Here is a 24,476-nt window from a genome sequence, read left to right on the forward strand (position 1 = left end):
GGTAAAATCAGAACGTCCCTTACGCGAGACAAATCCGTCGGATTTGCTCGGCACAGACCGTAAATCCCAAAGGGATTTACCTTATCGCGATAAACCGCACAGCGGTTTACGCACCGGATAAACCGCATAGCGGTTTACCGAGATGGCGCGGGGTGGAGCAGCCCGGTAGCTCGTCAGGCTCATAACCTGAAGGCCGCAGGTTCAAATCCTGCCCCCGCAACCAAATCAAAAAAAAAGCCCGCAAGACCGAAAGGTCCGCGGGCTTTTTGGCGTTCAGGGGCAAAGAAAACAAAACCGGCTAACCGCCAAGCGCGCCCAGAACAAAGTCCAGGACCTTCGGTCTAAGAAGACGATGGCCCACGATGGCCCACGGCAGCCTGCAATATGCAACGAAGGCCTACAGTCCGCTATCTCTGGTTTGCCCTCATCCGCCAGAGATAGGCCATGCCCTTTTCAAGCATGCGGAAACGACTCCGCAAGGCAGCATTCGGCGAAAAACTTCGCTTGGTCGTGCAATTTGGCCTTGCAGCTCTAGTCACTAGAGGTCGTAGCCTTGCGTCAAGATATGCAAGGAGCAGGTCATGGCAGCAAATATTCGCGAAAACCGATATCGGGTCGAAGGCATGGATTGTGCTTCCTGCGCATCGAAGATCGACACCGCCGTCAGGCGCATGCCTGGTGTTGAAGATGTCTCGGTTTCCGTTGCCGCGGGCACGATGTCGGTCAAGCATGCCGACGACGGCGATCTTGCCGCGAATATCGTCAGCCGGGTCGGAAAGCTCGGTTACCGGCTGCATCCGATTGCCGCCCACCAGAAGCCCGCGGTTGTCGCCATACACACTTGCTCGGGCGATCACGACCATGACCATCCTCACGATCACGATCACGATCACGATCATGGGCACGGCGACAAGCATGAGAAGCACGCGCATACCAACGACCACGAACATCAGCACAGCCACACCGCGGCCGGGGCAGCTTCATCGCAGCAGCCCAGTTCCCATGCCCATGATCACGGGCCAACGAACGGCCCCTGGTGGCGCTCGGCCAAGGGCCGGCTGACCATCGCCTGTGGTCTGGCTCTGGCCGCCGCCTATGGCCTTGGGCATCTTGTTCCGGCCACCGAGCCCTGGATCTTCACGCTTGCCATGCTGGTCGGCCTGCTGCCGATTGCGCGGCGCGCCTTCGCAGCGGCGACCTCGGGCACGCCGTTCTCGATCGAGATGCTGATGACCATTGCGGCGGTGGGTGCCGTCTTTATCGGCGCGACGGAGGAAGCGGCGATGGTCGTGCTGCTCTTCCTCGTCGGCGAACTGCTGGAAGGCGTCGCCGCCGGCAATGCGCGGGCCAGCATTCAATCGCTGACGGCGCTCGTGCCGAAGTCGGCCTATCTCGAGCGCAGCGGTCGGGTCGATGAGGTCCCGGCGGATAGCCTGGCGGTCGGCGCCGTCATTCTCGTCCGACCCGGCGACCGCGTTCCGGCCGATGGCATCATCCTCTCTGGCGAAAGCGCCGTCGACGAGGCACCGGTCACTGGTGAAAGCACGCCGGTGCACAAGGCAGTGGATGATGCGCTTGTCGCCGGAACGGTGAATGGCGACGGGGCCTTGCGCGTACGCGTCACGGCTGCGGCCTCGGACAATACCATTGCCCGAATCGTGCGGCTCGTCGAGGAGGCGCAGGAGAGCAAGGCGCCGACCGAACGCTTTATCGATCGCTTCTCGCGCTACTATACACCGGCCGTCGTTGTTGTCGCCGCCCTGGTCGCGATCCTTCCGCCACTTCTGGGCAGCGGCGTCTGGAGCGAGTGGGTCTACAAGGGGTTGGCGATCCTGCTGATCGGCTGCCCCTGCGCCTTGGTGATCTCGACTCCGGCTGCGATCGCCGCCAGCCTTTCGGCCGGTGCCCGCCGCGGCCTGCTCCTGAAGGGCGGCGCCGTGCTTGAAAATGTCGGCAAGATCACCGCCGCAGCATTCGACAAGACAGGTACGCTCACCGAAGGCAAACCGCGGGTGACTGATATCGTCGGCTTCGCCCGCGCCGAGAACGAGGTGCTGGGCTTGGCCGCAGCTCTTGAGCAGGGATCGAGCCATCCTCTGGCACGGGCAATCCTGCAGCGCGCCGACGAGCTGAAACTGCAGGTCCCGGGCATCACGACGGTCAAGGCTATCGGCGGCAAGGGTCTTGAAGGCGTCGTTGGCGCCGCCACCCTGTTCCTCGGCTCGCCCCACGCTGCCGATGACCGCGTGCCGATGTCGCCTGATCAGAAGGCGCGCATTGCGGCTCTGAACGACGAGGGCAAGACGGTCTCGGTGCTGATCTCCGGCAATGAGATTATCGGCGCCATCGCCATGCGTGATGAGCCGCGCCCGGATGCGGCAGTCGGCGTCAAGGCGTTGACCGACGCCGGCATTCATGTGGTCATGCTGACTGGCGACAACCGCCGCACGGCGGAGGCGATCGGCCGTCAGTTCGGCATGGAGGTGCGCGCCGAACTGCTGCCGCAGGACAAGCAGCGCATCGTTGGAGAATTGAAGAAATCCGGCTTCAATGTTGCCAAGATCGGAGATGGCATCAATGATGCGCCGGCGCTCGCTGCAGCCGACGTCGGCATCGCCATGGGCGGCGGCACGGACGTGGCGTTGGAGACCGCCGACGCGGCGGTGTTGCACGGCAGGGTCAGCGATGTCGCCGCGATGGTCCGGCTTTCCCGCTCTACAATGCGAAACATTGTCCAGAATATCACTATTGCGCTTGGCCTGAAGGCTGTTTTCCTCGTCACCACGATTGCGGGTATCACCGGTCTGTGGCCGGCCATTCTCGCCGATACCGGCGCCACGGTGCTTGTGACCATGAATGCGCTGCGCCTGCTGCGGCCCGTCCAAACCGCTTGAAGCAAAAGCATAAAACTGAACCGGCGGCATCGAATGCCGCCGGTTTTTTGTTGCGATTACGGCCGATCTGCCTGTGTATATTCACGCTGGACTCTCATCAGCGATCCGGTGAGAGTATAAGGAGATCTCGATTGAGGGCTTCCGTGCCGGGAAATCGATGATAAACTTATACCAAATGGTAAAAAAATCGCCGGCACGGTTTCTGGGAAGAAGACCGAAGCGGGCCAGTTTGGGGATCGTAAGGCCAATATGGACAGTATTGCCATCGAACTGCGTGGGATCGACAAGAGCTTCGGTCCGGTTCACGCCAACAAGAATATCAATCTGAAAGTCCGCAAGGGTACGATCCACGGCGTCATCGGTGAAAACGGTGCGGGAAAATCGACCCTGATGTCGATCCTGTACGGCTTTTACCAGGCCGATAGCGGCGAGATTCACGTCGATGGCAAGCAGGTCTCGATCCGGGATCCGAATGCGGCGATCGCTGCCGGCATCGGCATGGTGCACCAGCACTTCATGCTGGTCGAGAACTTCACCGTTCTCGAAAACGTCATGCTCGGCGCGGAAGAGAGCCAGATCCTCAACAAGGGCATTGCCAAGGCGCGCATCGAGCTGAAGCGGCTGGAGCGCGAATACGCGCTCGAGGTCAATCCGGATGCCGTGATCGAGGAATTGCCTGTCGGCTTGCAGCAGCGCGTCGAGATCCTCAAGGCGCTCTATCGCCGGGCCGATATCCTCATTCTCGATGAGCCCACCGGCGTGTTGACGCCGGCCGAGGCCGATCATCTCTTCCGCGTTCTCGAACAGCTGAAGAGCCAGGGAAAGACCATCATTCTCATTACCCATAAGCTCAGGGAAATCATGGCGATCACCGACGAGGTTTCGGTGATGCGCCGCGGCGAGATGGTGGCAACGCGCACGACGGCGGAAACCTCGGTCGAGGAACTCGCCGAGCTGATGGTCGGCCGCCGCGTGCTGCTGCGCGTCGAAAAGGGCGAGGCCAAGCCCGGCGATGTCAAGCTTTCGGTCAACGGTCTGACCGTCAAGGACGGCCGCGGCGTCACCATGGTCGACAATGTGTCGTTCAACCTTAGGGCCGGCGAGATCGTCGGCATTGCCGGCGTCGCCGGCAATGGCCAGTCGGAACTCCTGGAGGCGATCTCCGGTATCCGCCGTGCCGTTTCCGGCGAGGTGCACCTCAATGGCAAGCCGATCGACGTCACCGGCCATGCCGACCCCAAGGAGCTGCGCGATCGTGGCCTCGCTCATGTGCCGGAAGACCGGCACCACGTCGGCCTAGTGCTGAAATTCGAGGAATGCGAAAACGCCATCCTCGGCTATCACCATGACAAGCGCTACCTCAACGGCGTCTTCCTGAATGTCGACGCCATCCGCAAGGATGCCGAGCAGCGGATCGCCGAATACGACATCCGTCCGCCGAACGCCCGGCTGAAGACCGCGAATTTCTCCGGCGGCAATCAGCAGAAGATCGTTCTCGCCCGCGAGATGGAGCGGGGGCCGGACGTGCTGATCATCGGCCAGCCCACCCGCGGCGTCGATGTCGGCGCCATCGAATTCATCCACAAACGGATCATCGAGATGCGCGACCAGGGCAAGGCTGTCCTGCTTGTTTCCGTCGAACTCGATGAGATCCGCGCCCTGTCGGACCGTATCCTGGTCATGTTTGCCGGCCGTGTCGTCGGCGAGCGCGATCCCGATGCGACCGAGGGCGAGCTGGGCCTGCTGATGGCCGGCGTCGAAGGCCGCAAGGAGGCCGCAGAATGAGCAATCCCTATGCAAAGCTTCCAGGTTGGGTCGAATACGGCCTCGTCCCGCTGGTCAATCTCGCCGTCGCGTTTCTGGTTGCCGGCCTCGTGGTTCTGCTCGTCGGCGAAAATCCGTTCGAGGCGGCCTATCACCTGATCAACGGTGCCTTCGGTCGCGGCGAATATATCGGCTTCACGCTCTACTACGCCACCACCTTCATCTTCACCGGCCTTGCGGTCGCGGTCGCATTCCATGCCGGGCTTTTCAACATCGGCGGCGAGGGCCAGGCCTATGTCGGCGGCATCGGGGTCGCGCTCGCGTGCCTCTGGCTCGACCAGACGATGCCGTGGTTTGTGGTCTTCCCGCTGGCGATCATCGGTTCGGCCGCTTTCGGCGCTGCCTGGGCGTTTCTGCCCGGCTGGCTGCAGGCCAAGCGCGGCAGCCACATCGTCATCACCACGATCATGTTCAATTTCATCGCGTCGAGCCTGATGGTCTATCTGCTGACGCGGGTGTTGAAGCCGCTCGGCTCGATGTCGCCGCAGACGCGCACCTTCGCCGAAGGCGGTCAGTTGCCCAAGCTCGATTGGCTTCTGGGGATCTTCGGGCTCGATATCGGCACGGCGCCATTCAACGTTTCGTTCCTGCTGGCCCTTGTCGCGGCCTTCGGCGTCTGGCTCCTGATCTGGCGCACCAAGCTCGGTTACGAGATGCGCACCATGGGCCACAGTCCGTCGGCCGCGCGATATGCCGGCATGAGCGAGAGCCGCATCACCGTCATCACCATGATGATCTCCGGCGCGCTTGCCGGCATGATGGCGCTCAACCCGATCATGGGTGAGCAGGGCCGCATGCAGCTTGATTTTGTCCAGGGTGCAGGCTTCGTCGGCATCGCCGTCGCCCTCATGGGCCGCTCGCATCCGGCAGGCATCATCCCGGCGGCCGTTCTCTTCGGCGTGCTCTACCAGGGTGGGGCGGAGATCTCGTTCGAAATGCCGTCGATCTCGCGCGACATGATCGTCATCATCCAGGGCCTCGTCATTCTGTTTGCTGGCGCCCTTGAAAACATGTTCCGGCCGGCGATCACCCGGTTGTTTTCCACATCCAGCCGGCGCGCCGCGGTCGTTGCCCAGACCAAGGGAGCTTGAAGCCATGGATTTCTTCCACGTCATCGTGGTGCTCCTCGAGTCCACCATCCGCGTCTCCGTTCCGCTGATCTTCGCAGCCCTCGCCGGTCTCTTCACCGAGCGTGCCGGTATCTTCGATATCGGCCTTGAAGGAAAAATGCTGGGCGCCGCCTTTGCCGCCGGCGCGGTCGCAGCGATCACCCAATCCGTCTGGCTGGGACTGCTTGCGGGCATCCTCATCTCGATCGCCCTGTCCCTTGTCCACGGCTATGCGTCGATCACCCAGCGCGGCAACCAGATCGTCTCCGGCGTTGCCATCAACTTCATCGTCGCGGGTTCCACCGTCATCCTCGGTGAGGCCTGGTTCCGTCAGGGCGGGCGCACGCCGGCACTGGCCGAAGGTGCAAGGTTCCAGACGATCACTTTTCCCTTCGCGGACGCCATTCGCGATGTTCCCTTCATCGGGCCGATCTATGCCGATCTGCTCTCCGGGCATTTCATCCTGACCTATGTGGCCTTCGCCATGGTGCCGCTCAGCTGGTGGATCCTCTACCGCACCCGCTTCGGCCTGCGGCTCCGTGCGGTCGGGGAGAACCCGGGTGCCGTCGACACCGCCGGCATTTCGGTGGTCTGGATGCGGTACCGCGCCGTCATCTGCTGCGGCATCCTGTGTGGCTTTGCCGGCGCCTACCTGTCGCTGGCGATGACCGCCGGCTTCGTCAAGGGCATGACCGCCGGCAAGGGCTACATCGCGCTTGCAGCGCTGATTTTTGCCAAATGGCGGCCATTCAACATCATGCTTGCCTGCCTGCTGTTCGGCTTCCTCGATGCGTTTGCGATCCGCCTGCAGGGCAATCCCCTGCCGCTGATCGGCCAGGTGCCGGTGCAGCTGATGCAGGCATTGCCCTATATTCTCACCGTCATCTTGCTTGCCGGCTTCATCGGCAAGGCAATCCCGCCGAAGGCCGGCGGTGTCCCCTATGTGAAGGAGCGGTAAGGCTATGGAAAACGAACTCTTCGAAGCCGCACGCGAAGCGATGGCCAAGGCGCATGCGCCCTATTCCAAGTTTCCGGTGGGCGCCGCGATCCGTGCGGAAGACGGCCATATCTACACCGGCGCCAACATTGAAAACCTCTCCTTCCCGGAAGGCTGGTGTGCCGAGACCACGGCCATCAGCCACATGGTCATGGCCGGCCAGCGCAAGATCATGGAAGTCGCCGTTATCGCCGAGAAGCTGGCGCTCTGCCCGCCTTGCGGCGGGTGCCGGCAACGGCTTGCGGAGTTTTCCGGCGCCAGCACGCGCATCTACCTCTGCGACGAGACGGGCGTGAAGAAGACGCTCGCCCTGTCCGATCTGCTACCGCACAGCTTCGAGACCGAGATCCTCGGATGAGCAGCGCTGCTGAATTCCTGAGGGGCAGGCTCGGCGGCCTGGCTCCCCGCTATGGTATTGTCCTTGGTTCAGGGCTTGGGACGCTCGTCGAAGCGGTCAGTAACCCGACACGCATTTCCTATGCCGACATCCCGGGTTTTCCCGTCAGCAGCGTTTCTGGCCATGCCGGCGAACTCGTCGCAGGTTTGCTCGGCGCCGTCCCGGTCGTCATGCTGTCCGGCCGGGTGCATTACTACGAGAGCGGCGATGCCAACGCGATGCGCGTGCCGCTGCAGACGCTGAAGAAACTCGGCGTCGAAAATCTCGTGCTGACAAACTCCGCTGGCTCGCTGCGTGATGATCTGCCGCCGGGTTCGGTCATGCGGATCTCGGATCACATCAACTTTTCCGGATTCAATCCACTGATTGGCGTCGAAAGCGACGATCGCTTCGTCGGCATGACCAACGCCTATGACACCGAGCTTGCGACGCGCATGCGGCGCGCGGCCGACCGGATGGGCATTCCGCTGCAGGACGGCGTTTACATGTGGTTCTCCGGGCCGAGCTTTGAAACGCCAGCGGAAATTCGCATGGCGCGCGTGCTCGGCGCCGATGCGGTCGGCATGTCGACCGTGCCGGAAGTCATTCTCGCGCGCTTCCTCGGCCTCAAGGTTGCTGCAGCGTCGGTGATCACCAATTTCGGCGCGGGCATGACGGGCGGCGAACTCAGCCATCACGAGACGAAGGACATGGCGCCGGTCGGCGGCAAACGCCTGGCCGCCATTCTCAAGGAGATGATTTCCACGGACGCGGCGGTTCAGTGACCATGCTTCCCCAGGAGATCATCCGCCGCAAGAGAAACGGCGAGCGCCTCGAGGCGGCAGATATCACGGGCTTCGTCCGCGGCCTTTCCGATGGTTCGATCTCGGAGGGTCAGGTCGCTGCCTTCGCTATGGCTATCTGGTTTTCGGGCATGAGCCGGGACGAGACGGTGGCGCTGACGCTCGCCATGCGCGATTCCGGCGAAACCCTCGACTGGAGCAGCATCGGCCGACCCATTGTCGACAAGCATTCCACCGGAGGCGTCGGCGACAACGTCTCGCTGATGCTTGCCCCGATAGTCGCAGCATGCGGTTTGGCCGTGCCGATGATCTCGGGACGGGGATTGGGGCACACGGGCGGCACGCTCGACAAACTCGAATCCATACCCGGCTATGATATTCAGCCGTCTGCTGCGCTATTCCGAAAGACGGTCGACGAGGTCGGCTGCGCCATCATCGGCCAGACCGCCAATCTGGCGCCCGCCGACAAGCGGCTCTACGCCATCCGTGACGTGACGGCGACCGTCGATTCAGTTCCGCTGATTACCGCATCGATCCTTTCCAAGAAGCTTGCCGCCGGGCTGCAGTCGCTGGTGCTCGACGTCAAGCTCGGCAATGGCTCGTTCATGGGCGATGCTGGCGAAGCCGAGGCACTCGCCCGGTCGCTAGTTGATGTCGCCAATGGTGCCGGCGTTCGCACGTCGGCATTGCTGACGGATATGAACGAGCCCTTGGCCGATGCGGCTGGAAACGCGCTTGAAATCCGGAACTGCGTCGCCTTTCTCAAGGGCGAGAAAAGCGGCACCCGCCTTGAAACCGTGGTCATGGCTTTCGCCGCGGAGATGCTCGTCGCGGCCGGTGTGGCAGTCGACCCGGTAGCCGGCGAAGCATTGGCGCGCACGGCGCTTGCAAACGGTGCAGCGCTTGAGCGTTTCGCCAGGATGGTTTACGCGCTCGGTGGTCCCGCCGATTTCGTCGAGCGTCCCGAACAGCACTTGGCGCCTGCCCCAGTTATCCTTCCGGTGGAAGCAGAAAGAGACGGCTATCTACAATCCTGCCGGACCCGTGACCTTGGCATGGCCGTCATCGCTCTGGGTGGCGGTCGGACACATCCGAACGACAGGATCGATCATCGGGTCGGCTTTGCCGAGCTGAAACCGTTGGGAACGCGAGTTGCCGAGGACGAACCGATCGCCTTCGTCCATGCGGCGGACGAGACCGCGGCCGAACATGCGCGGCAAGAGCTGCTGGCGCTCTATACGATCGCCGACGCTCAGCCTGAGGTGCGCTCGCCAATCCTTTCAAGGATCACCTGACCAGATGCAGCGCGCCGTTTTCGACGCGGTAGGACGATAGTCGGCCGAGGAAGCTCATGCCGACGAGCATGCCGGCAAGCGCCTTGTCGGGCAGCACCAGGGCGTCGACGTCGCGCAACGATATGCCGCCGATTTCGACCCTCGTCAGCTTGGCCCGCGCTGCATCGACATCGCCATTGGCCGTTCGAACGCGTGCGTTGAAAGTAAGCGCTCCGGCAGACAGGCCGAGCCTGCGCGCGGTCGAGACATTGATCGCGATGGTGCTGGCGCCGGTATCGACCATGCCCCGTTCGGTGCGGCCGTTGATGCGGAACGCTCCGAAGAAATGGCCCGAGCGGTCGGCTTCGAGCACCACGCCTTTTCCCGAAGCATATTTCGCCGTCGTTGCCGGAAGGGAGTTGTTCACCGCCGGTTTGTCCGTGGCGGCAGTCTCAGCGTTCGAGAGATAGGAACTCGCGAGGTCAGGAATGACCAGGGCCGCAATAGCGATACCGCCGGCGAATGTCAGCAGACGGACGAACATGGCCTGACCTCCCGCGCATCGGGCCGCAGACGCCCGCGCCGATGAAGTCCAGTAGAGCAGGGGATGGCTAATGCGATACAAAAAAGCCGCCGGTTTGCCGGCGGTTTTTCATCAATTTTGCGCTCTGGTTAAGAAACGGAAAATTACTTGGTTCCATACATGCGGTCGCCGGCATCGCCGAGCCCGGGCATGATGTAGCCGAGTTCGTTCAGGTGGCTATCGATCGACGCCGTGAAGATCGGCACATCGGGGTGGGCGGCCTGGAAATTGCGAATGCCTTCGGGCGCTGCGAGCAGGCAGAGGAAGCGCAGGTTCTTCGCGCCACGTTCCTTCAGCTTGTCGATTGCTGCGATCGAGGAGTTGCCGGTCGCAAGCATTGGATCGACGACGATGATCAGGCGCTCGGACAGGCTTTCGGGCGCCTTGAAATAATACTCTACCGGCTTCAGCGTCTCGTGGTCGCGATAGACGCCGATATGGGAAACGCGGGCCGACGGCACGAGTTCGAGCATGCCTTCAAGCAGGCCGTTGCCGGCGCGCAGGATCGAAGCGAAAACGAGCTTCTTGCCTTCGAGCACCGGTGCGTCGATCGCCTGCATCGGCGTCTCGATGCGCTCCATCGTCAGTTCCAGATCGCGCGTCACCTCGTAGCAGAGCAGCGTCGAGATTTCCCGAAGCAGCCGCCGAAAACCGGCGGTCGAGGTTTCCTTCTTGCGCATGATGGTCAGCTTGTGTTGCACAAGCGGATGATCAATCACTGTAACGCCGTCCATGGCCACCTTCCCCGAAGTTTATGTATCCGCCCTTTTTCCATGGAATGCTCCGCGGCCGCAAGGGCGTTGGGCGGCTCGTTGTGTTCATCCCCAACCGCGACCACCCGCGCTACGGCATAATTCCTTAAATCGGAATCGATTTAAGGAGAAAATTATGCAGCAAGCTTAAAGCGCTACCGCGTCCTTAACGCGTCAAATTTGACGCGCGGCGCTGTAGGTGAACGCAAGGCTCGGTCAGATTAGGGCAAGCAGTTTCTGGCGGGTCGACTCGTCGACGAAAGCCGCCTGGATCGCCGTCCTAGTCATGCTATTGATGTCGTCGTCGCCGAACCCCATCACCGAAGAAGCTATGTCATATTCCTGGGCTAGCGAAGTGTGGAAGAAGGGCGGGTCGTCGGAATTGAGCGTCACGCGCACCCCGGCGCCATGCAGCGTCCGCAAGGGGTGCGAGGCGAAGTCCGGGAAGACCTGCAGGGAAATGTTGGATCCGGGGCAGACCTCCAGAACGACGCCGTCGTCGGCAAGCCGCTTGACGAGATCGGCGTCTTCGATCGCCCGCACGCCGTGGCTGATGCGCGACGGCCTGATATGGTCGAGCGCATCGCGCACACTGAAGGCGCCGGAAAGCTCGCCTGCGTGAATGGTCAAACCCAGGCCGGCGTCACGGGCGATATCGAATGCCCGGGCAAAATCGGCGACGCGGTGCATGCGCTCCTCACCCGCCAGATTGAAGCCGGTGACCAGCGCATGGTCTCTCCTGGCGGCAAATTCGGCCGTCTTGGCGACCGATTCCGGCCCGAGATGACGGATGCCGGTTATCAGCATGCGCGATTCGATCCCGGTCTTTGCCTTGGCGGCCTCCATGCCGGCGGCAAGCCCCTCAAGATAAGCGTCGGCCCCGAGGCCGATCGTGTTGCCGTGATCCGGCGAGACGATGATCTCGCTGTAGATCGTTCCGACCTCCGCCAGTTCCGTCAGATAGGCTTCGGCCAGAAGTGCATAGTCTTCCTGCGTGCGAAACAGCGAGGCGACACTGTCGTAGCACTTCACGAAGCTGGTAAAGTCTGTCCAGACATAGGCTCGGTCGGCGATGATCTCGCTGGTGTCGAGCCCGTACTTCTCCGCCTGCAGCAGCGCCAATTCCGGCGGTGTCGCGCCCTCGATGTGGCAGTGCAGTTCCGCCTTCTTCAGATGTGCGGTCAAATGAGGCTTCTCCCATGTAGGCCGGGTGCGATCCCGAGATGTCTGGCGACCGTTTCGCCGATATGCGCAAAGGTATTGGCAACGCCGAGCGAACGGCTGCGCACAGCCGGGCCGAACATCAGCACCGGCACGCGCTCGCGCGTGTGGTCCGTTCCGCGCCAGGTCGGGTCGCAGCCATGGTCTGCCGTGAGAATGACGATATCGCCGGGTTTCAGCCGCCGGTCGAGATCGGGCAATCGTGCGTCGAAGGCTTCAAGCGCCGCGGCATAGCCGGCGACATCGCGGCGGTGGCCGAAGAGCATGTCGAAGTCGACGAAGTTGGTGAAGACGAGGTCGCCATCCTCCGCCTCGTCGATCGCCGCCAGGCTGGCGTCGAAGAGCGCCATGTTGCCGTCCGCCTTGGTCAGCTTCGTCACGCCCTGATGGGCGAAGATGTCGCCGATCTTGCCGATCGCATGCACGGTGCGCCCCGCTTGCGCCAGCCGGTCGAGGACCGTCGGCTCGGGCGGCAGCACCGAGTAGTCGCGCCGGTTGCCGGTGCGGGCAAAGGTCTGCGCGTTGTGGCCGATGAAGGGACGGGCGATAACGCGGCCGATATTGTAGTCGTCGAGCAGGCGCCGGACGACCTGGCAGAATTCTAGCAGGCGCTCCAGGCCGAAGGTGTGCTCGTGGGCGGCGATCTGAAAGACGCTGTCCGAGGAGGTGTAGCAGATCGGCTTTCCCGTTCGCATATGCTCCTCGCCGAGGCGCGCGATGATATCAGTACCGGAGGCATGGCAGTTGCCGAGAATGCCGGGAATGTCGCCCTCGCGGCAGATCGCTTCGACCAGTTCGGCGGGAAACGCGTCGCCCTCGGCCGAGAAATAGCCCCAATCGAACGTGACCGGCGTTCCGGCGATCTCCCAATGACCGGATGGCGTATCCTTGCCGCGCGAGACTTCGCTGGCAGCGCCATAGGCACCGTAGACCCGGCCCGGAACCGGCATGCCAATAGGCACGCGGCCCGTGGCCAATTTCGCCGCATGCACGAGCCCGAGCGCAGACATGTTGGGAAGGTGCAGCGGGCCTTCGCGCACACCGGCGCGATCTGCGGCGCCCGTCGCGCAAAACTCGGCGATGTGACCAAGCGTGTCGGCACCCAGGTCGCCATAGGTTTCGGCATCCGGCGCACCGCCTATACCGAAGGAATCGAGGACAAAGAGAAACGCGCGCGCCATGAAAGTTCCGGTAAGCCGAAGCGCGGGGCAGGGCCTGCGTTCCGGTGCTGCAACGAGCGCGGACGCAGATGCCGCCAGCGCAATCCCGAAGGAATACCGCCGGCGACGCCGCAATGCAATTGGCCTCGACTACAGCGCTGCGCGTCTTATTAGACGCGCAAAGGTCGCTGTAGTACTTTGAATGGCTGCATGTTTTGATCCTTAAATCGGATAGGATTTAAGGAAACATGCAGTGGCCCCGGTCAGCAATCCGGGCACTTTATGGTTTCGGCCTGGCGTGAGCGGAAATACGCGGTTTTGGACAAATCTACGGTGTTCGTGCTGGATGCAAGGCTCGGCGCGAACAGCAACAGTCCATGCTCCACGATCAGCTCCGTACGGATGACGAAGGCCGTGGTCGCCGTAAACTGGCTCGGAACGGTGGTGGTCGAGTTGACGGCATACGGCACCGCGCCGTTTTGGTCGCGCGACCAGACGACGGTTCCCGTGTTCGTTCCGCTGACCTCGATGCCGGTAATCTTGAGCGTGTATTTTGAACCTTCGTACGGGGCAAGGATGCTTTTCACCACATTCGACATGTTTCCCAAATAGGTCTTGTTGACCTCGCTTTGCTGGGAAACCAGATCGGCAACGGCGCTGGCGGCACGCGCAGCCTTGCCGGCTACGGTAAAGCCGAGCGATAATTCGAATGCGCCGACGTAAATCATGATCAGCAGCGGCGTGACGATGGCAAATTCGACACCGCCAAGCCCGCCCCGGTCTTTGAGCAGCGAGCGGAAGCTTGCGAAGGTCAGGCGGATTGCCGTCATCCAGTGCATCGCTAAAGTCTTCACGACGCGCCTCACTCGTTTTCTGTGCGGAAAGTGGTTGTGGAAACCATGAGATAGTCTTTAGGCATGCTGGATCCGGCCGGGCGCAGGTTGGTCACAAATGGCCTGATGAGATCGGTCATCACACTCCAGCGATAATACGCGCGCATGACGTTGAAGGAGCCGGGTCCGCCCGGCGCAAACTTCAGGTCGGCTGTCTTGAGATCCGACGACGACGACGAGGGGTCCATTCGCGGGATGAGCACCGGGAATTTGGTGAGATCGGTGACACTTCTGACGTCGATATAGAGCTTCGAGGCTTGGGCAGCCTCCGTCGCCGAGCACGTCAACATCACCGAGATTTCCTCGCAGAATGCCTGGCGAAACTTTGTCTCGTCCATATCAGTCGCCGTCTTGCCACGGTTGAAGGTGATCTCGCCGGTCCGGATCTTTCGCGCCATCGTTTCCGTGGCGTTTGCCAGCAGCTGGTCGCCGTAGAAGGCGGCGAATGTTTCGATGGAGGCGAAAATCACCATAAAGAAGGGAAGAGCCAGTATCGCGAACTCAATGCTCGCGGTGCCCTTTCTGTCGCGCCGGAAACGCCTCAATAAGCCCCTTGTGGGCTTTGCGGCCTTTTGGGGCTGCAGTGTTTCCTGCTCGATGCTCATCGCGCCGTCCCATCATGTTACGCCTGACGGAGACACAAAGTAGGGAGTAACTATTGATATTTCGTTGGCGATAATCGCGGGTATTTTAGTGAATTTCCAGTGTTTCTCGCAGTTTGCTCAGCTCCCACCACTTGCGGTTTTGCGCTCCACATGCCGCTCGCAACTTGGCGTACAGGAAAGGACTGTGCGCGACGTCTGTCGATAGACGCGCAGAGTGTTTGCTTCGTCGATCGACACGAGAATTTGCTCGTCGACGATGGCGTTTCCGTCCTGATCGAGGATGACAAGATTCGTCGTGCCGAAGCTGCGGCCGGTAATGACGATCGTGCGGGCGTCGGCCACCGTCGCATCTGCAACTTCCGCGTTGCCGATGATGACTTTGGCGACCGGCCGGTCGAGCTTGAGCACCCGTGCATGGTCCATGTAGACGCGCATCATATCGTCCTGCGCGCTTGCGGCCGACGCCGCCATCAGCGAAAGCATGCCGAGGATCGTGAGTGTCAGCGTGGCGGTCCGGTTGGCCGCGAGGGGCAAAATCATGGCAGGTCCCTGAGATGGCATTCGCCCCATCATCGGCACTCTTGGTGAATGAATCGTTAAGTCGGGTCGGCGCATCCTAAGCCGGCACATTTCCTATTCGCTTACCCAAAAATCAGCGGTGGGCCGTTAATCTTTTGGTAGCTGTCTTCCTTAAGCCGATAGCAATTCGCCAGGACTAGGTTGAGCTCATCCGATCAACGGCAACAGTTGGCGGACGTGCTGAACAACAATCGTGAAGTTAGGAGAATCATCATGAAGAAGATTTTTGCCCGTCTGATGAAGGACGAGTCCGGCGCAACCGCCATCGAATACGGCCTGATCGCCGCTCTGATTTCGGTTGCGCTTATCGGTGGAGCGACGGCGTTGGGCGACAAGCTGAACACGCAGTTCACCAACCTCGGCTCGTACATGAAGGTTACCCCGGCTCCTTGATCACTGCCTCTTTCTCTGAGGGCAAGGCGAGGTTCCGCCGGCGATCAGCTTAAAGTGCGGGGCCGCCCTCCAGTGGGGCGGCCTTATCTTTGCTGCAAGCAGCAAAATGGACTTTTGTGTGCTGGCTGGAAGGCCAGGAAACGTATTCCGCAAACGATGGAACGTCGCAGTGGCGAATTTATGAGTTCCACTCGAGGAGACGACCGGTGATCGTGGCTGCTATCTTCGTAGTTTTTCCGTTTTGTCTGGCGTTGTCCGCTTTCTCCGACGCCTTTACGATGACGATTCCAAATCGGGTGCCGATCGTTCTGATTGCGACCTTCACCATCGTTGCGCCCCTTGCTGGGCTCGGCATCCCGGAAATCGCGCTCCACATTGCCACAGCCCTTACCGTATTCGGCTTATGCTTCTGTCTCTTTGCACTCGGAACCATGGGTGGCGGTGACGCCAAACTTCTGACCGCTTGCGCCCTATGGTTTGGGGCCAACAGTTCGCTATTGGAATTCTTGCTTTCAGTCTCACTGTTTGGCGGCGTGTTGACCGTTGCGATCCTGTTCCTCAGGGCGCATGAAGATTTCATCCTGCCCTCGCGAATTCCGATGCCGCGGCTATTGTTTACGGCCACAAAGATTCCATACGGGATAGCGATCGCGGCCGGCGGTTTTGTTGCCTACCCCTCGTCACCATTGGTGCGAATGGCGTTATCCAGTCTCCATTGAACTGGCGATCCGAGTTTTGACATGTGCCGCCGCAAGTGTTCGCCACGTGCAGTAAGCGGCCTATGCCGACGGTAGGCGATTATTAACCATACCCGTAAGCGGCTTATTAACTATAATTACACCAATTCCTGATCAACCTGACGCCAGCATATCTGCGGGGCTCAGAAACGATCATGAAACCGGTTCGCATCATCATACTGGCGGTGGCCGTCGCCTCGGCGGCGATGGCCGGGTTGTTGGCGATGAAGCTGACCCGTGGTCCCTCGCCACAAATGGCGGAGCCACTGATCGAGCGAGCGCCGACCGTCAATGTCCTTGTTGCGAGCAAGAGCTTGCCCGTCGGGTCGCGCTTAGGTGGCGATGCGGTCCATTGGATGGCATGGCCCAAGGACGGTGTCGTCGAGGGGCTCATCACCGAAGAAAATCGTCCCTCTGCCATTGAAGATCTGACCGGCGCAGTCGTTCGCCTGCCGATCTTTAACGGCGAGCCCGTGCGCAGCGAGAAGGTCGCGGACTCCTCCAGCCGAATCATGTCGTCGCTATTGCCTGCTGGCAAGCGCGCCGTTGCCACAGAGATCACCGTGGCGACCGGCGCCGGCGGCTTCATCCTGCCCAATGACCGCGTCGACGTCATCATGGTCCGTAAATCGGACGGCGATCTCTACCTGACGGAAACCGTGCTCAGCAATGTTCGCGTGCTGGCGATCGATCAGCAGGTCGAGGAGAAGGATGACGGCTCAAAATCCGTTGTCGGTACCACGGCGACGCTGGAACTGACGCCGGATCAATCAAAGGTCATGACTGTCGCGCAGCAAATGGCTGAACGCATCTCACTTGCCCTTCGCAGTGTCGCGGATGCTCAAGAATCCGATACGAACGCTGCGGATTACCTTCTGAGTGGCGATGGCCAGCCCAGCATCCAGGTCATCAAGTCGGGCTCGATCGTCAAGAACGACGGTGCCATCAGCCAAGGCCAGCAACAATGAGCGATCGAGCGGAGCGCAGGGTGAAGCGGAGCGGGAACAAATTTCGGACGTCTGTTGCAGCCGGTCTGTCGTTTTGCCTGACATTCTCGGGCATGGCGCTGCCAACGCTCCCGTTCGCCCATGCGGCCGCCTCGTCGGTCGTCAGGATCGTTGAAAGCGGGCCCGGGGTGAAGAAGAAGATCAGCCTGGGGCTGAACAAGGCCGTCGTCGTCGATCTACCGGCCGATGCCCATGATATTCTCGTCGCCGACCCATCGCTCGCCGATGCCGTCACGCGCACCTCCAGGCGTATCTATCTCTTTGGAAAATCCGTTGGGCAGACCAACATTTTTGTCTTCGGGCCGAATGGCGAAGAGATCGTCAGTCTTGACGTCGAGGTTGAGCGCGACATCGCCAATCTGCAGTCAAACCTGCGTCGTTTCATTCCCGATGCCGAAATCAACGTTGAGATCATCTCCGACAACATCGTGCTGACGGGTACCGTGCGCACACCGCTCGATTCGACGCGAGCCGTCGATCTCGCCAAGGCCTTCCTGCAGGGCGGTGAAGCGACGACACGCAACATCACTGCGCAGGGAAACAATGGTGATGCCGATATCTTTGCCGAGGATCGGCAGGTCTCGCAGATTGTCAACCTGTTGACCATCGAAGGTGACGATCAGGTCACGCTGAAGGTGACGGTTGCCGAAGTGAGCCGCCAGGTCTTGAAGCAATTGGGCTTCAACGGGCGTGTAGGAGACGGCGAGAGCGGTATCGGCTTCCGCAATCCTGCAAACCTCGGTGATGCGATCAGTGTCGGCGCAAACGCGCTGATCAAGGGATCCATCGGCGGAACGACGATCTCGAGCTACATCAATGCGATGGAGCAAGCCGGTGTCATGCGCACACTGGCCGAACCCACCTTGACGGCAATTTCGGGACAAGAGGCCAATTTCTATGTCGGCGGGGAATTTCGGCTCGGCGGCACCCAGGAAGTCAAGGTCGACGACAAAACCGGCGACCCAACGGTTACGCGTGAGATCAACGACGTCGAATATGGAATTCGCCTGAACTTCAAGCCGGTCGTCCTGGGACCGGGCCGTATCAGTCTGCAGATCGAAACCAACGTTTCCGAGCCGACCTATGAGGGCTCGATCGTCACCGGCAACGGCTTCACCTCTGTCCCTGGCAACACCTTCCTCGGCATCCGCAGGCGCGAGGCGTCGACCAGTGTCGAGCTTCCCTCGGGCGGCTCTATCGTCATCGCCGGCCTCGTGCAGGACAATATCCGTCAGGCAATGTCCGGCCTGCCGGGTGCATCGAAAATCCCGGTCCTCGGAACGCTCTTCCGCAGCAAGGATTTCGTGCGCAACGAAACCGAACTTGTCATCATTGCGACGCCCTACCTCGTGCGCCCGGTTGCCAGAAGCGCGATCGCCAGGCCCGACGACAATTTCAACCCTGCCAATGATCTCGACAGCTTCTTCCTTGGTCGCGTGAACCGCATCTACGGGCGCCCGGAAGCATCCGCACCGGCGGGTCAGTACCATGGCAATGTTGGCTTCATCTACAAATAGGGCTGGGTCATGCAAACGCGAAGCAGCTTCCACGAGAATTCTGAAAGGCCGAGTGCCATGTCCCTCAACAGATCCGGAGTTCCCGTCCGTCATTTGCGGCGTGCTGCAATCCTCCTCGTGGCTGCCGGGCTGCTTGTCGGCTGCGGCACCAAGGATAATCTTTCGACGGGCTCTATCCCCGATGATTACCGGACACGGCATCCGATCGTGCTTGCCGAGGGCGAGCGTACGATCGATATCCCCATTGCCTCCGGTGACCGTCGGCTGACGCAAGGCACGCGCGACGTCATCAGCGGCTTTGGTGCCGATTATCGCAATTCATCGACCGGTGTCGTCCAGATCATGCTGCCGCGTGGCTCGGCAAACAGCCACGCCGCGCAGGCCATGCGCAAGGAGATCCGCGGCGTTCTCGTCGCCGCCGGCGTTCCCGCGAAGCGACTGATCGAGGCCGGCTACGAGGCCGGTCCCATGGGTGATGCCGCTCCGGTTCGCTTGAGCTATGTGGCGATCACCGCCCAGACCGGTCCCTGTGGCGAGTGGCCGGAGGACGTTGCACTCAACACGATCCAGAACCGCAACTACTATAATTTCGGCTGCGCGTCGCAATCCAATCTGGCGGCCCAGATCTCCAATCCGACCGATCTGCTCGGCCCGCGCCAGATGTCGCCGATCGATGCGGAGCAGCGCGGCCAGGTCATCACGGACTGGCGCGGAACCGAAAAGAGTGACGGACCCGTCATCATCGTCAATTGATATCGTTGGGATCAGCAGATGAGCACCATTGAGTACAGGATCGAAACGGGGGCCGGGGCGGGCGATTCCGTTTTCGATACGGTTCAACCGGGCGACCTCGAGCAGGTCCGTCCGCTGCCGCGCATTTCTATCCATGCCTTTTGCGAAAGCGAGGCGATGCAGCGGCTGATGGAGCGTTGCGGCCAGGACCGCCGCATGGCGAAGGTCAGCCTGCGCATCAACAGTGGCGGCATCGATGCTGCGGCAAACATGTTTGCGACGGTGTCGACGCCCAATCTGATTATCCTGGAAACGTCGACAGAACCGCGGTCGCTGCTGACGGAACTCGCGCCATTGGCTGCGGTCTGCGACCCCAGCACCAAGGTCGTTCTCATCGGCAAACACAACGATATCGCTCTTTATCGCGATCTCATCCGCAACGGCATTTCCGAGTATATGGTCGCGCCGGTGGCGATGCCGGATATTCTGTCGGCGGTTTCATCGATTTTCGTCGATCCCGACGCCGAGCCGCTGGGGCGCAGCCTGGCCTTTATCGGCGCCAAGGGCGGCAGCGGTTCCTCGGCCATCGCGCACAATTGCGCCTGGGGCATTTCTAACCTTTTTTCGACCGAAACCATTCTTGCCGATCTCGACCTGCCCTACGGCACGGCCAATATCGATTTCGATCAGGACCCGCCAACGGGTATCTCGGAAGCGGTTTTCGCACCGGAGAGGCTCGACGAGGTCTTTCTCGATCGTCTTCTGACCAAATGCTCCGAGCATCTTTCGCTGCTGGCGGCGCCGTCGATGCTGGATCGCGCCTATGACTTCGAGGGTGGCGCCTTTCATCCGATCCTCGAGATCTTGCAACGCAGTGCACCCGTTTCGGTGCTCGACATCCCGCATATGTGGACGGAATGGACGCGCGCGGTTCTCGGCGAAGCCGATGAGATCGTGATCACAGCCGTGCCGGATCTCGCAAGTCTTCGCAACACGAAGAACCTGCTCGATGCCTTGAAGAAGCTTCGGCCGAACGACAAGCAACCTCATCTCATCTTGAATCAGGTGGGCATGCCGAAGCGTCCGGAGATTGCGGTGAGCGAATTCTGCGAGTCGCTGGAAATCGAAGCGGCCGCTATCATCCCGTTCGACGCCGTTCTCTTCGGCAACGCGTCGAACAGCGGCCGCATGATTGCGGAGATAGACAAAAAATCCGCCGCCGCCGAAACCTTCTCCCAACTCGCGCACCTGCTGACCGGCCGTGCGTCGATGAAGAAGGCGCGACGCGGCGGCCTCGGGAAGATGCTCGCGGCGCTGGGCAAGAAATAGACCACGCATACCGCATAATTCCTTAAGTCGGATTCGATTTAAGAAGAAAATTATGCAGCAAATCTAAAGTGTTACAGCGTCCTTAGCGCGTCATGTTTGACACGCGGCGCTGTACAACGGACGGATCAGGAACATGTTCGGCAAACGCGGAAACGAAGGCTTCGGCAAGAGCGGCACGACAGGTGCTGCTCTGCCGCCGATCGTCCCTGCCACGCAAGCGGCCGTCATCGCCCACGTGCCGGTGCTTGGCGATGCTCAAGCACCGGCGTCGCGTCCGCAATCGCCAGCTCCGGCACAAAGAAAGCGACCCGCCCGCAACGAGGACTACTACGATACGAAGTCGCAGGTTTTCTCCGCGCTGATCGATACGATCGATCTGTCGCAGCTGGCCAAGCTAGATACGGAAAGCGCACGCGAAGAAATTCGCGATATCGTCAATGACATCATCACGATCAAGAACTTCGCGATGTCGATCTCCGAGCAGGAGGAACTGCTCGACGATATCTGCAATGACGTCCTTGGCTATGGACCGTTGGAGCCGTTGCTCGCGCGCGATGATATTGCCGATATCATGGTCAATGGTGCCGGTCAGACCTTCATCGAAGTGGGCGGCAAGACGATCGAATCCGAAGTCCGATTCCGTGACAATGCCCAGCTCCTGTCGATTTGCCAGCGGATCGTCGGACAGGTGGGGCGGCGCGTCGACGAATCCAGCCCTATCTGCGACGCGCGTCTTCCTGACGGCTCGCGCGTCAACGTCATTGCGCCGCCGCTCGCCATCGACGGCACCGCACTGACGATCCGCAAATTCAAGAAGGACAAGCTGAAGCTCGATCAGCTGGTGAAATTCGGCGCAATCACGCCCGAGGGGGCAGTCCTTCTCCAGATCATCGGCCGCGTCCGCTGCAACATCGTCATCTCCGGCGGTACCGGTTCGGGCAAGACGACGCTTCTGAACTGCCTGACCGGCTTCATCGACCTCGACGAGCGAGTGATTACCTGCGAAGACACCGCCGAACTGCAATTGCAGCAGCCGCACGTGGTTCGCCTCGAAACCCGACCGCCGAATATCGAAGGCGAGGGTGAGATCACCATGCGGGATCTCATCAAGAACTGCCTGCGTATGCGGCCCGAGCGCATCATCGTCGGCGAAGTGCGCGGACCTGAGGTGTTTGACCTGCTGCAGGCGATGAACACCGGCCATGACGGTTCCATGGGGACGATCCACGCCAATACGCCGCGCGAATGCCTGGCGCGTATGGAATCGATGATCGCCATGGGCGGCTACACCCTGCCGGCCAAGACTGTGCGCGAGATCATCTCCGGATCCATCGACGTCATCATCCAGGCCGCGCGTCTGCGCGACGGTTCGCGCCGCATCACCCACATCACCGAAGTGGTCGGTATGGAAGGCGACGTCATCATCACGCAGGATCTGATGCGCTACGAGATCGAAGGGGAAGATGCCAACGGCCGTATTGTCGGCCGCCACGTATCGACCGGCATCGGTCGCCCGCACTTTTGGGATCGCGCCCGGTACTTCAACGAAGACAAACGCCTGGCGGCGACACTCGACGCTATGGACAAGGGCTAGGAGCCGCGATGTTCGGCATAGGCATCCCCGTCCTGGCGCTGGCCTTCCTCGTCGCAATTTCAGCGGCGGCCCTTGCCTATGTTGTCCTGTATTCGCGGATAGAAACCGAGAAGAAGGCGGAAGGTCGAATTCGCAAAGTCGGCGCCGCCGAAACAGATCGGGTCAAGGTCAAGGCAGCTCGCGATCGTGTCAGCGAAATGTCGAAGCGACGCAAGTCCGTTCAGGACTCGTTGAAGGAACTCGAGAAGAAGCAACAGGAAAAATCGAGCAAGACGGCGCCATCGATGAAGGCCCGCCTGGCACAGGCAAACCTGTCCATTTCCCTGACGCAGTTTTATCTTTTCAGTGCGGCTTTCGGCTTCGTCGCCTTCATCATCACGCTCATGGCTGGCGCCGGTCTCGCGATCTCGGCTGGCATCAGCCTGATCGCCGCCGCTGGCCTGCCACGCTGGTTCATCGGCTTCCTGATCAAGCGTCGCTGCAAGAAATTCCTTGAGGAGTTTCCGAACGCGCTCGACATCATGGTTCGCTCGATCAAATCGGGTCTTCCGTTGAATGATGCCCTGCGCCTCATCGCCGGTGACGGCCAGGAGCCGGTCAAAACCGAATTTCGCCGCGTCGTCGATTCTCAGCAGGTCGGCCTCAGCGTCACCGAGGCATGCGCCCGCATGATCAATAGCATTCCACTGGCAGAGGTGAATTTCTTCGCCATTGTTATTGGTATTCAGGCGCAGGCGGGTGGCAACCTGTCCGAAGCGCTCGGCAACCTGTCGAAGGTGTTGCGTGAACGAAAGAAGATGAAGGCCAAGGTCAGCGCTCTGTCGATGGAGGCAAAGGCTTCGGCTTGCATTATTGGCGCCCTGCCATTCATCGTGTCGTTCCTCGTTTACGTTACCTCACCCGACTACATGATGGTCCTGTTCACTGACCCGCGCGGCCATCTCATCATTGGCGCTGGCTTGGTCTGGATGAGTATCGGCATTCTGGTGATGCGCAACATGATCAATTTCGATATCTGAGGGACGATTATGAGCGAAGGATTGATCAAGACACTGACGGATCCCAATGTCGTCTTTGCCGTTCTTGTCTCATTTGCAGTGCTGGCGACCTTCTATTCTCTCGTGGTGCCGCTCTTGGAGCGCGGAGACCTCGGCAAGCGGATGAAATCGGTGGCGACCGAGCGCGAACAGATCCGCGCACGGGAACGCGCGCGCCTGGCGGCCGAAGTCTCGAGCGGCAAGGCCAATTTGCGCGGTCAGAACAATACGTCCGTTCGCCAGGTGGTCGAGCGGCTGAATCTGCGCAAAGCCCTCGTTGACGACAACACGGTCAACCGTCTCAAGACGGCGGGCTATCGGTCCCAGAACGCGCTCAACACCTTCCTCTTCGCGCGCTTCTGCCTTCCGTTCCTGTTCCTGGTCATCGCGATCATCTATATTTTCGTGCTCGGCAATTTTGCCGAAAAGCCGTTCATGATGCGGTTCGCATTTGCCGTCGGTTTTGCCTATGTCGGCTTCTATGCGCCGAACATCTTTGTCGCCAACGCCATCTCGAAGCGACAGCATTCCATTCGTCGCGCCTGGCCGGATGCGCTCGATCTCCTGCTGATCTGCGTTGAATCCGGCGTCTCGATGGAGCTTGGCATGCGGCGCGTTGCCGATGAAATTGCCTCCCAGTCGCCGGCTCTGGCGGAGGAATTGGTGTTGACGACGGCCGAGCTTTCCTTCCTGCCCGAACGCCGGATCGCGCTCGAAAACCTCGGCCACCGGACGGGCCTCGATGATGTGAAATCGGTGGTTCAGGCGCTGATCCAGGCCGACCGCTACGGCACCCCGATTGCCCAGGCGCTGCGCGTTCTGGCGCAGGAAAGCCGCGATCAGCGCATGAATGCCGCTGAAAAGAAGGCGGCGGCGCTGCCGCCCAAGCTCACAGTGCCGATGATCCTGTTCTTCCTGCCGGTTCTCGTCGCCGTCATCCTCGGTCCGGCCGGCATCCAGGTCGCCGATCGTTTCTGATCCCGCTGCTGCACAATTCTTCAGAGCGGATGCAATTTGGGAGATTGTGCCGAAAAGTCGGGCCGCCCATGGCGCTCGTCGC

The 24,476-nt window shown here is 60.8% G+C and carries 23 protein-coding genes and 1 tRNA gene; 17 read left to right on the forward strand and 7 right to left on the reverse strand.

Annotated elements, in window-relative coordinates; translation table 11 throughout:
* Nucleotides 1-146: 146 nt before the first annotated feature.
* From IB264_RS00005 to deoA, 8 genes are all read left to right on the forward strand, one after another.
* Nucleotides 147-223: transfer RNA gene (locus IB264_RS00005), tRNA-Met, on the forward strand.
* Between the two features lie 358 nt (nucleotides 224-581).
* Nucleotides 582-2,894 carry a heavy metal translocating P-type ATPase gene (locus tag IB264_RS00010; protein WP_025425375.1) on the forward strand — a complete coding sequence of 771 codons (2,313 nt, stop codon included), beginning with the start codon at nucleotides 582-584 and terminating at the stop codon, nucleotides 2,892-2,894.
* A gap of 249 nt (nucleotides 2,895-3,143) precedes the next feature.
* Nucleotides 3,144-4,679, forward strand: coding sequence for an ABC transporter ATP-binding protein (locus tag IB264_RS00015; RefSeq protein ID WP_025425376.1), 1,536 nt, complete (start codon nucleotides 3,144-3,146; stop codon nucleotides 4,677-4,679).
* On the forward strand, nucleotides 4,676-5,809 hold the full coding sequence (locus IB264_RS00020) for an ABC transporter permease (protein WP_025425377.1): 1,134 nt from the start codon (nucleotides 4,676-4,678) through the stop codon (nucleotides 5,807-5,809). Before IB264_RS00015 ends, IB264_RS00020 begins: the two co-directional genes overlap by 4 nt.
* Nucleotides 5,810-5,813: 4 nt before the next feature.
* Nucleotides 5,814-6,785 carry an ABC transporter permease gene (locus tag IB264_RS00025; RefSeq protein WP_057204426.1) on the forward strand — a complete coding sequence of 324 codons (972 nt, stop codon included), beginning with the start codon at nucleotides 5,814-5,816 and terminating at the stop codon, nucleotides 6,783-6,785.
* Between the two features lie 4 nt (nucleotides 6,786-6,789).
* Nucleotides 6,790-7,182 (forward strand): cytidine deaminase, encoded by a 393-nt coding sequence (locus IB264_RS00030; protein WP_025425379.1) that lies wholly within the window; start codon nucleotides 6,790-6,792, stop codon nucleotides 7,180-7,182.
* A complete protein-coding gene (locus IB264_RS00035; RefSeq protein ID WP_025425380.1) occupies nucleotides 7,179-7,985 on the forward strand; it encodes a purine-nucleoside phosphorylase in 807 nt (268 codons plus the stop codon). Before IB264_RS00030 ends, IB264_RS00035 begins: the two co-directional genes overlap by 4 nt.
* Complete coding sequence (gene deoA, locus IB264_RS00040) at nucleotides 7,982-9,298, forward strand: thymidine phosphorylase (protein WP_025425381.1); 1,317 nt, start codon at nucleotides 7,982-7,984, stop codon at nucleotides 9,296-9,298. Before IB264_RS00035 ends, deoA begins: the two co-directional genes overlap by 4 nt.
* On the opposite strand, the gene IB264_RS00045 is transcribed toward deoA, so the two are convergent.
* The 7 genes from IB264_RS00045 to IB264_RS00075 form a co-directional block, all read right to left on the reverse strand.
* On the reverse strand, nucleotides 9,291-9,821 hold the full coding sequence (locus IB264_RS00045) for a TIGR02281 family clan AA aspartic protease (RefSeq protein ID WP_025425382.1): 531 nt from the start codon (nucleotides 9,819-9,821) through the stop codon (nucleotides 9,291-9,293). The two genes, deoA and IB264_RS00045, sit on opposite strands and share 8 nt — an antisense overlap.
* A gap of 143 nt (nucleotides 9,822-9,964) precedes the next feature.
* Nucleotides 9,965-10,594, reverse strand: coding sequence for a uracil phosphoribosyltransferase (gene upp / locus IB264_RS00050; RefSeq protein WP_025425383.1), 630 nt, complete (start codon nucleotides 10,592-10,594; stop codon nucleotides 9,965-9,967).
* A gap of 234 nt (nucleotides 10,595-10,828) precedes the next feature.
* Nucleotides 10,829-11,797, reverse strand: coding sequence for an adenosine deaminase (locus tag IB264_RS00055; protein ID WP_025425384.1), 969 nt, complete (start codon nucleotides 11,795-11,797; stop codon nucleotides 10,829-10,831).
* Nucleotides 11,794-13,014 (reverse strand): phosphopentomutase, encoded by a 1,221-nt coding sequence (locus IB264_RS00060; RefSeq protein WP_025425385.1) that lies wholly within the window; start codon nucleotides 13,012-13,014, stop codon nucleotides 11,794-11,796. Before IB264_RS00060 ends, IB264_RS00055 begins: the two co-directional genes overlap by 4 nt.
* A gap of 242 nt (nucleotides 13,015-13,256) precedes the next feature.
* On the reverse strand, nucleotides 13,257-13,823 hold the full coding sequence (locus IB264_RS00065) for a TadE/TadG family type IV pilus assembly protein (protein WP_081788889.1): 567 nt from the start codon (nucleotides 13,821-13,823) through the stop codon (nucleotides 13,257-13,259).
* Nucleotides 13,824-13,855: 32 nt separating this feature from the next.
* Nucleotides 13,856-14,491 carry a TadE/TadG family type IV pilus assembly protein gene (locus IB264_RS00070; RefSeq protein WP_025425387.1) on the reverse strand — a complete coding sequence of 212 codons (636 nt, stop codon included), beginning with the start codon at nucleotides 14,489-14,491 and terminating at the stop codon, nucleotides 13,856-13,858.
* Nucleotides 14,492-14,608: 117 nt separating this feature from the next.
* Entirely contained in the window at nucleotides 14,609-15,031 is a 423-nt protein-coding gene (locus IB264_RS00075; protein ID WP_025425388.1) for a pilus assembly protein N-terminal domain-containing protein, read from the reverse strand.
* Between the two features lie 252 nt (nucleotides 15,032-15,283).
* Between IB264_RS00075 and IB264_RS00080 the strand changes: the two genes are divergently transcribed.
* The 9 genes from IB264_RS00080 to IB264_RS00120 all read left to right on the forward strand — a co-directional run bounded on the left by IB264_RS00080 (nucleotide 15,284) and on the right by IB264_RS00120 (nucleotide 24,394).
* Complete coding sequence (locus tag IB264_RS00080; RefSeq protein ID WP_025425389.1) at nucleotides 15,284-15,463, forward strand: Flp family type IVb pilin; 180 nt, start codon at nucleotides 15,284-15,286, stop codon at nucleotides 15,461-15,463.
* 206 nt (nucleotides 15,464-15,669) lie between these two features.
* Complete coding sequence (locus tag IB264_RS00085) at nucleotides 15,670-16,182, forward strand: prepilin peptidase (RefSeq protein WP_025425390.1); 513 nt, start codon at nucleotides 15,670-15,672, stop codon at nucleotides 16,180-16,182.
* A gap of 173 nt (nucleotides 16,183-16,355) precedes the next feature.
* Entirely contained in the window at nucleotides 16,356-17,168 is an 813-nt protein-coding gene (gene cpaB, locus IB264_RS00090; protein ID WP_025425391.1) for a Flp pilus assembly protein CpaB, read from the forward strand.
* Nucleotides 17,165-18,724: a type II and III secretion system protein family protein gene (locus tag IB264_RS00095; protein ID WP_051509142.1), complete on the forward strand. Its 1,560-nt coding sequence runs from the start codon at nucleotides 17,165-17,167 to the stop codon at nucleotides 18,722-18,724. Before cpaB ends, IB264_RS00095 begins: the two co-directional genes overlap by 4 nt.
* A gap of 57 nt (nucleotides 18,725-18,781) precedes the next feature.
* Nucleotides 18,782-19,477, forward strand: a complete 696-nt coding sequence (locus tag IB264_RS00100) for a CpaD family pilus assembly protein (RefSeq protein WP_025425393.1) — start codon at nucleotides 18,782-18,784, stop codon at nucleotides 19,475-19,477.
* An 18-nt stretch (nucleotides 19,478-19,495) separates the two neighbouring features.
* Nucleotides 19,496-20,785: a CpaE family protein gene (locus IB264_RS00105; RefSeq protein WP_025425394.1), complete on the forward strand. Its 1,290-nt coding sequence runs from the start codon at nucleotides 19,496-19,498 to the stop codon at nucleotides 20,783-20,785.
* 133 nt (nucleotides 20,786-20,918) lie between these two features.
* A complete protein-coding gene (locus IB264_RS00110) occupies nucleotides 20,919-22,379 on the forward strand; it encodes a CpaF family protein (protein ID WP_025425395.1) in 1,461 nt (486 codons plus the stop codon).
* 8 nt (nucleotides 22,380-22,387) lie between these two features.
* Nucleotides 22,388-23,398, forward strand: coding sequence for a type II secretion system F family protein (locus tag IB264_RS00115; protein ID WP_025425396.1), 1,011 nt, complete (start codon nucleotides 22,388-22,390; stop codon nucleotides 23,396-23,398).
* Nucleotides 23,399-23,407: 9 nt separating this feature from the next.
* Nucleotides 23,408-24,394 carry a type II secretion system F family protein gene (locus IB264_RS00120; protein WP_025425397.1) on the forward strand — a complete coding sequence of 329 codons (987 nt, stop codon included), beginning with the start codon at nucleotides 23,408-23,410 and terminating at the stop codon, nucleotides 24,392-24,394.
* Nucleotides 24,395-24,476: the final 82 nt, after the last annotated feature.

The organism is Ensifer sp. ENS11 (genome assembly GCF_014851895.1).
Taxonomy (GTDB): Bacteria; Pseudomonadota; Alphaproteobacteria; order Rhizobiales; family Rhizobiaceae; genus Ensifer; species Ensifer canadensis.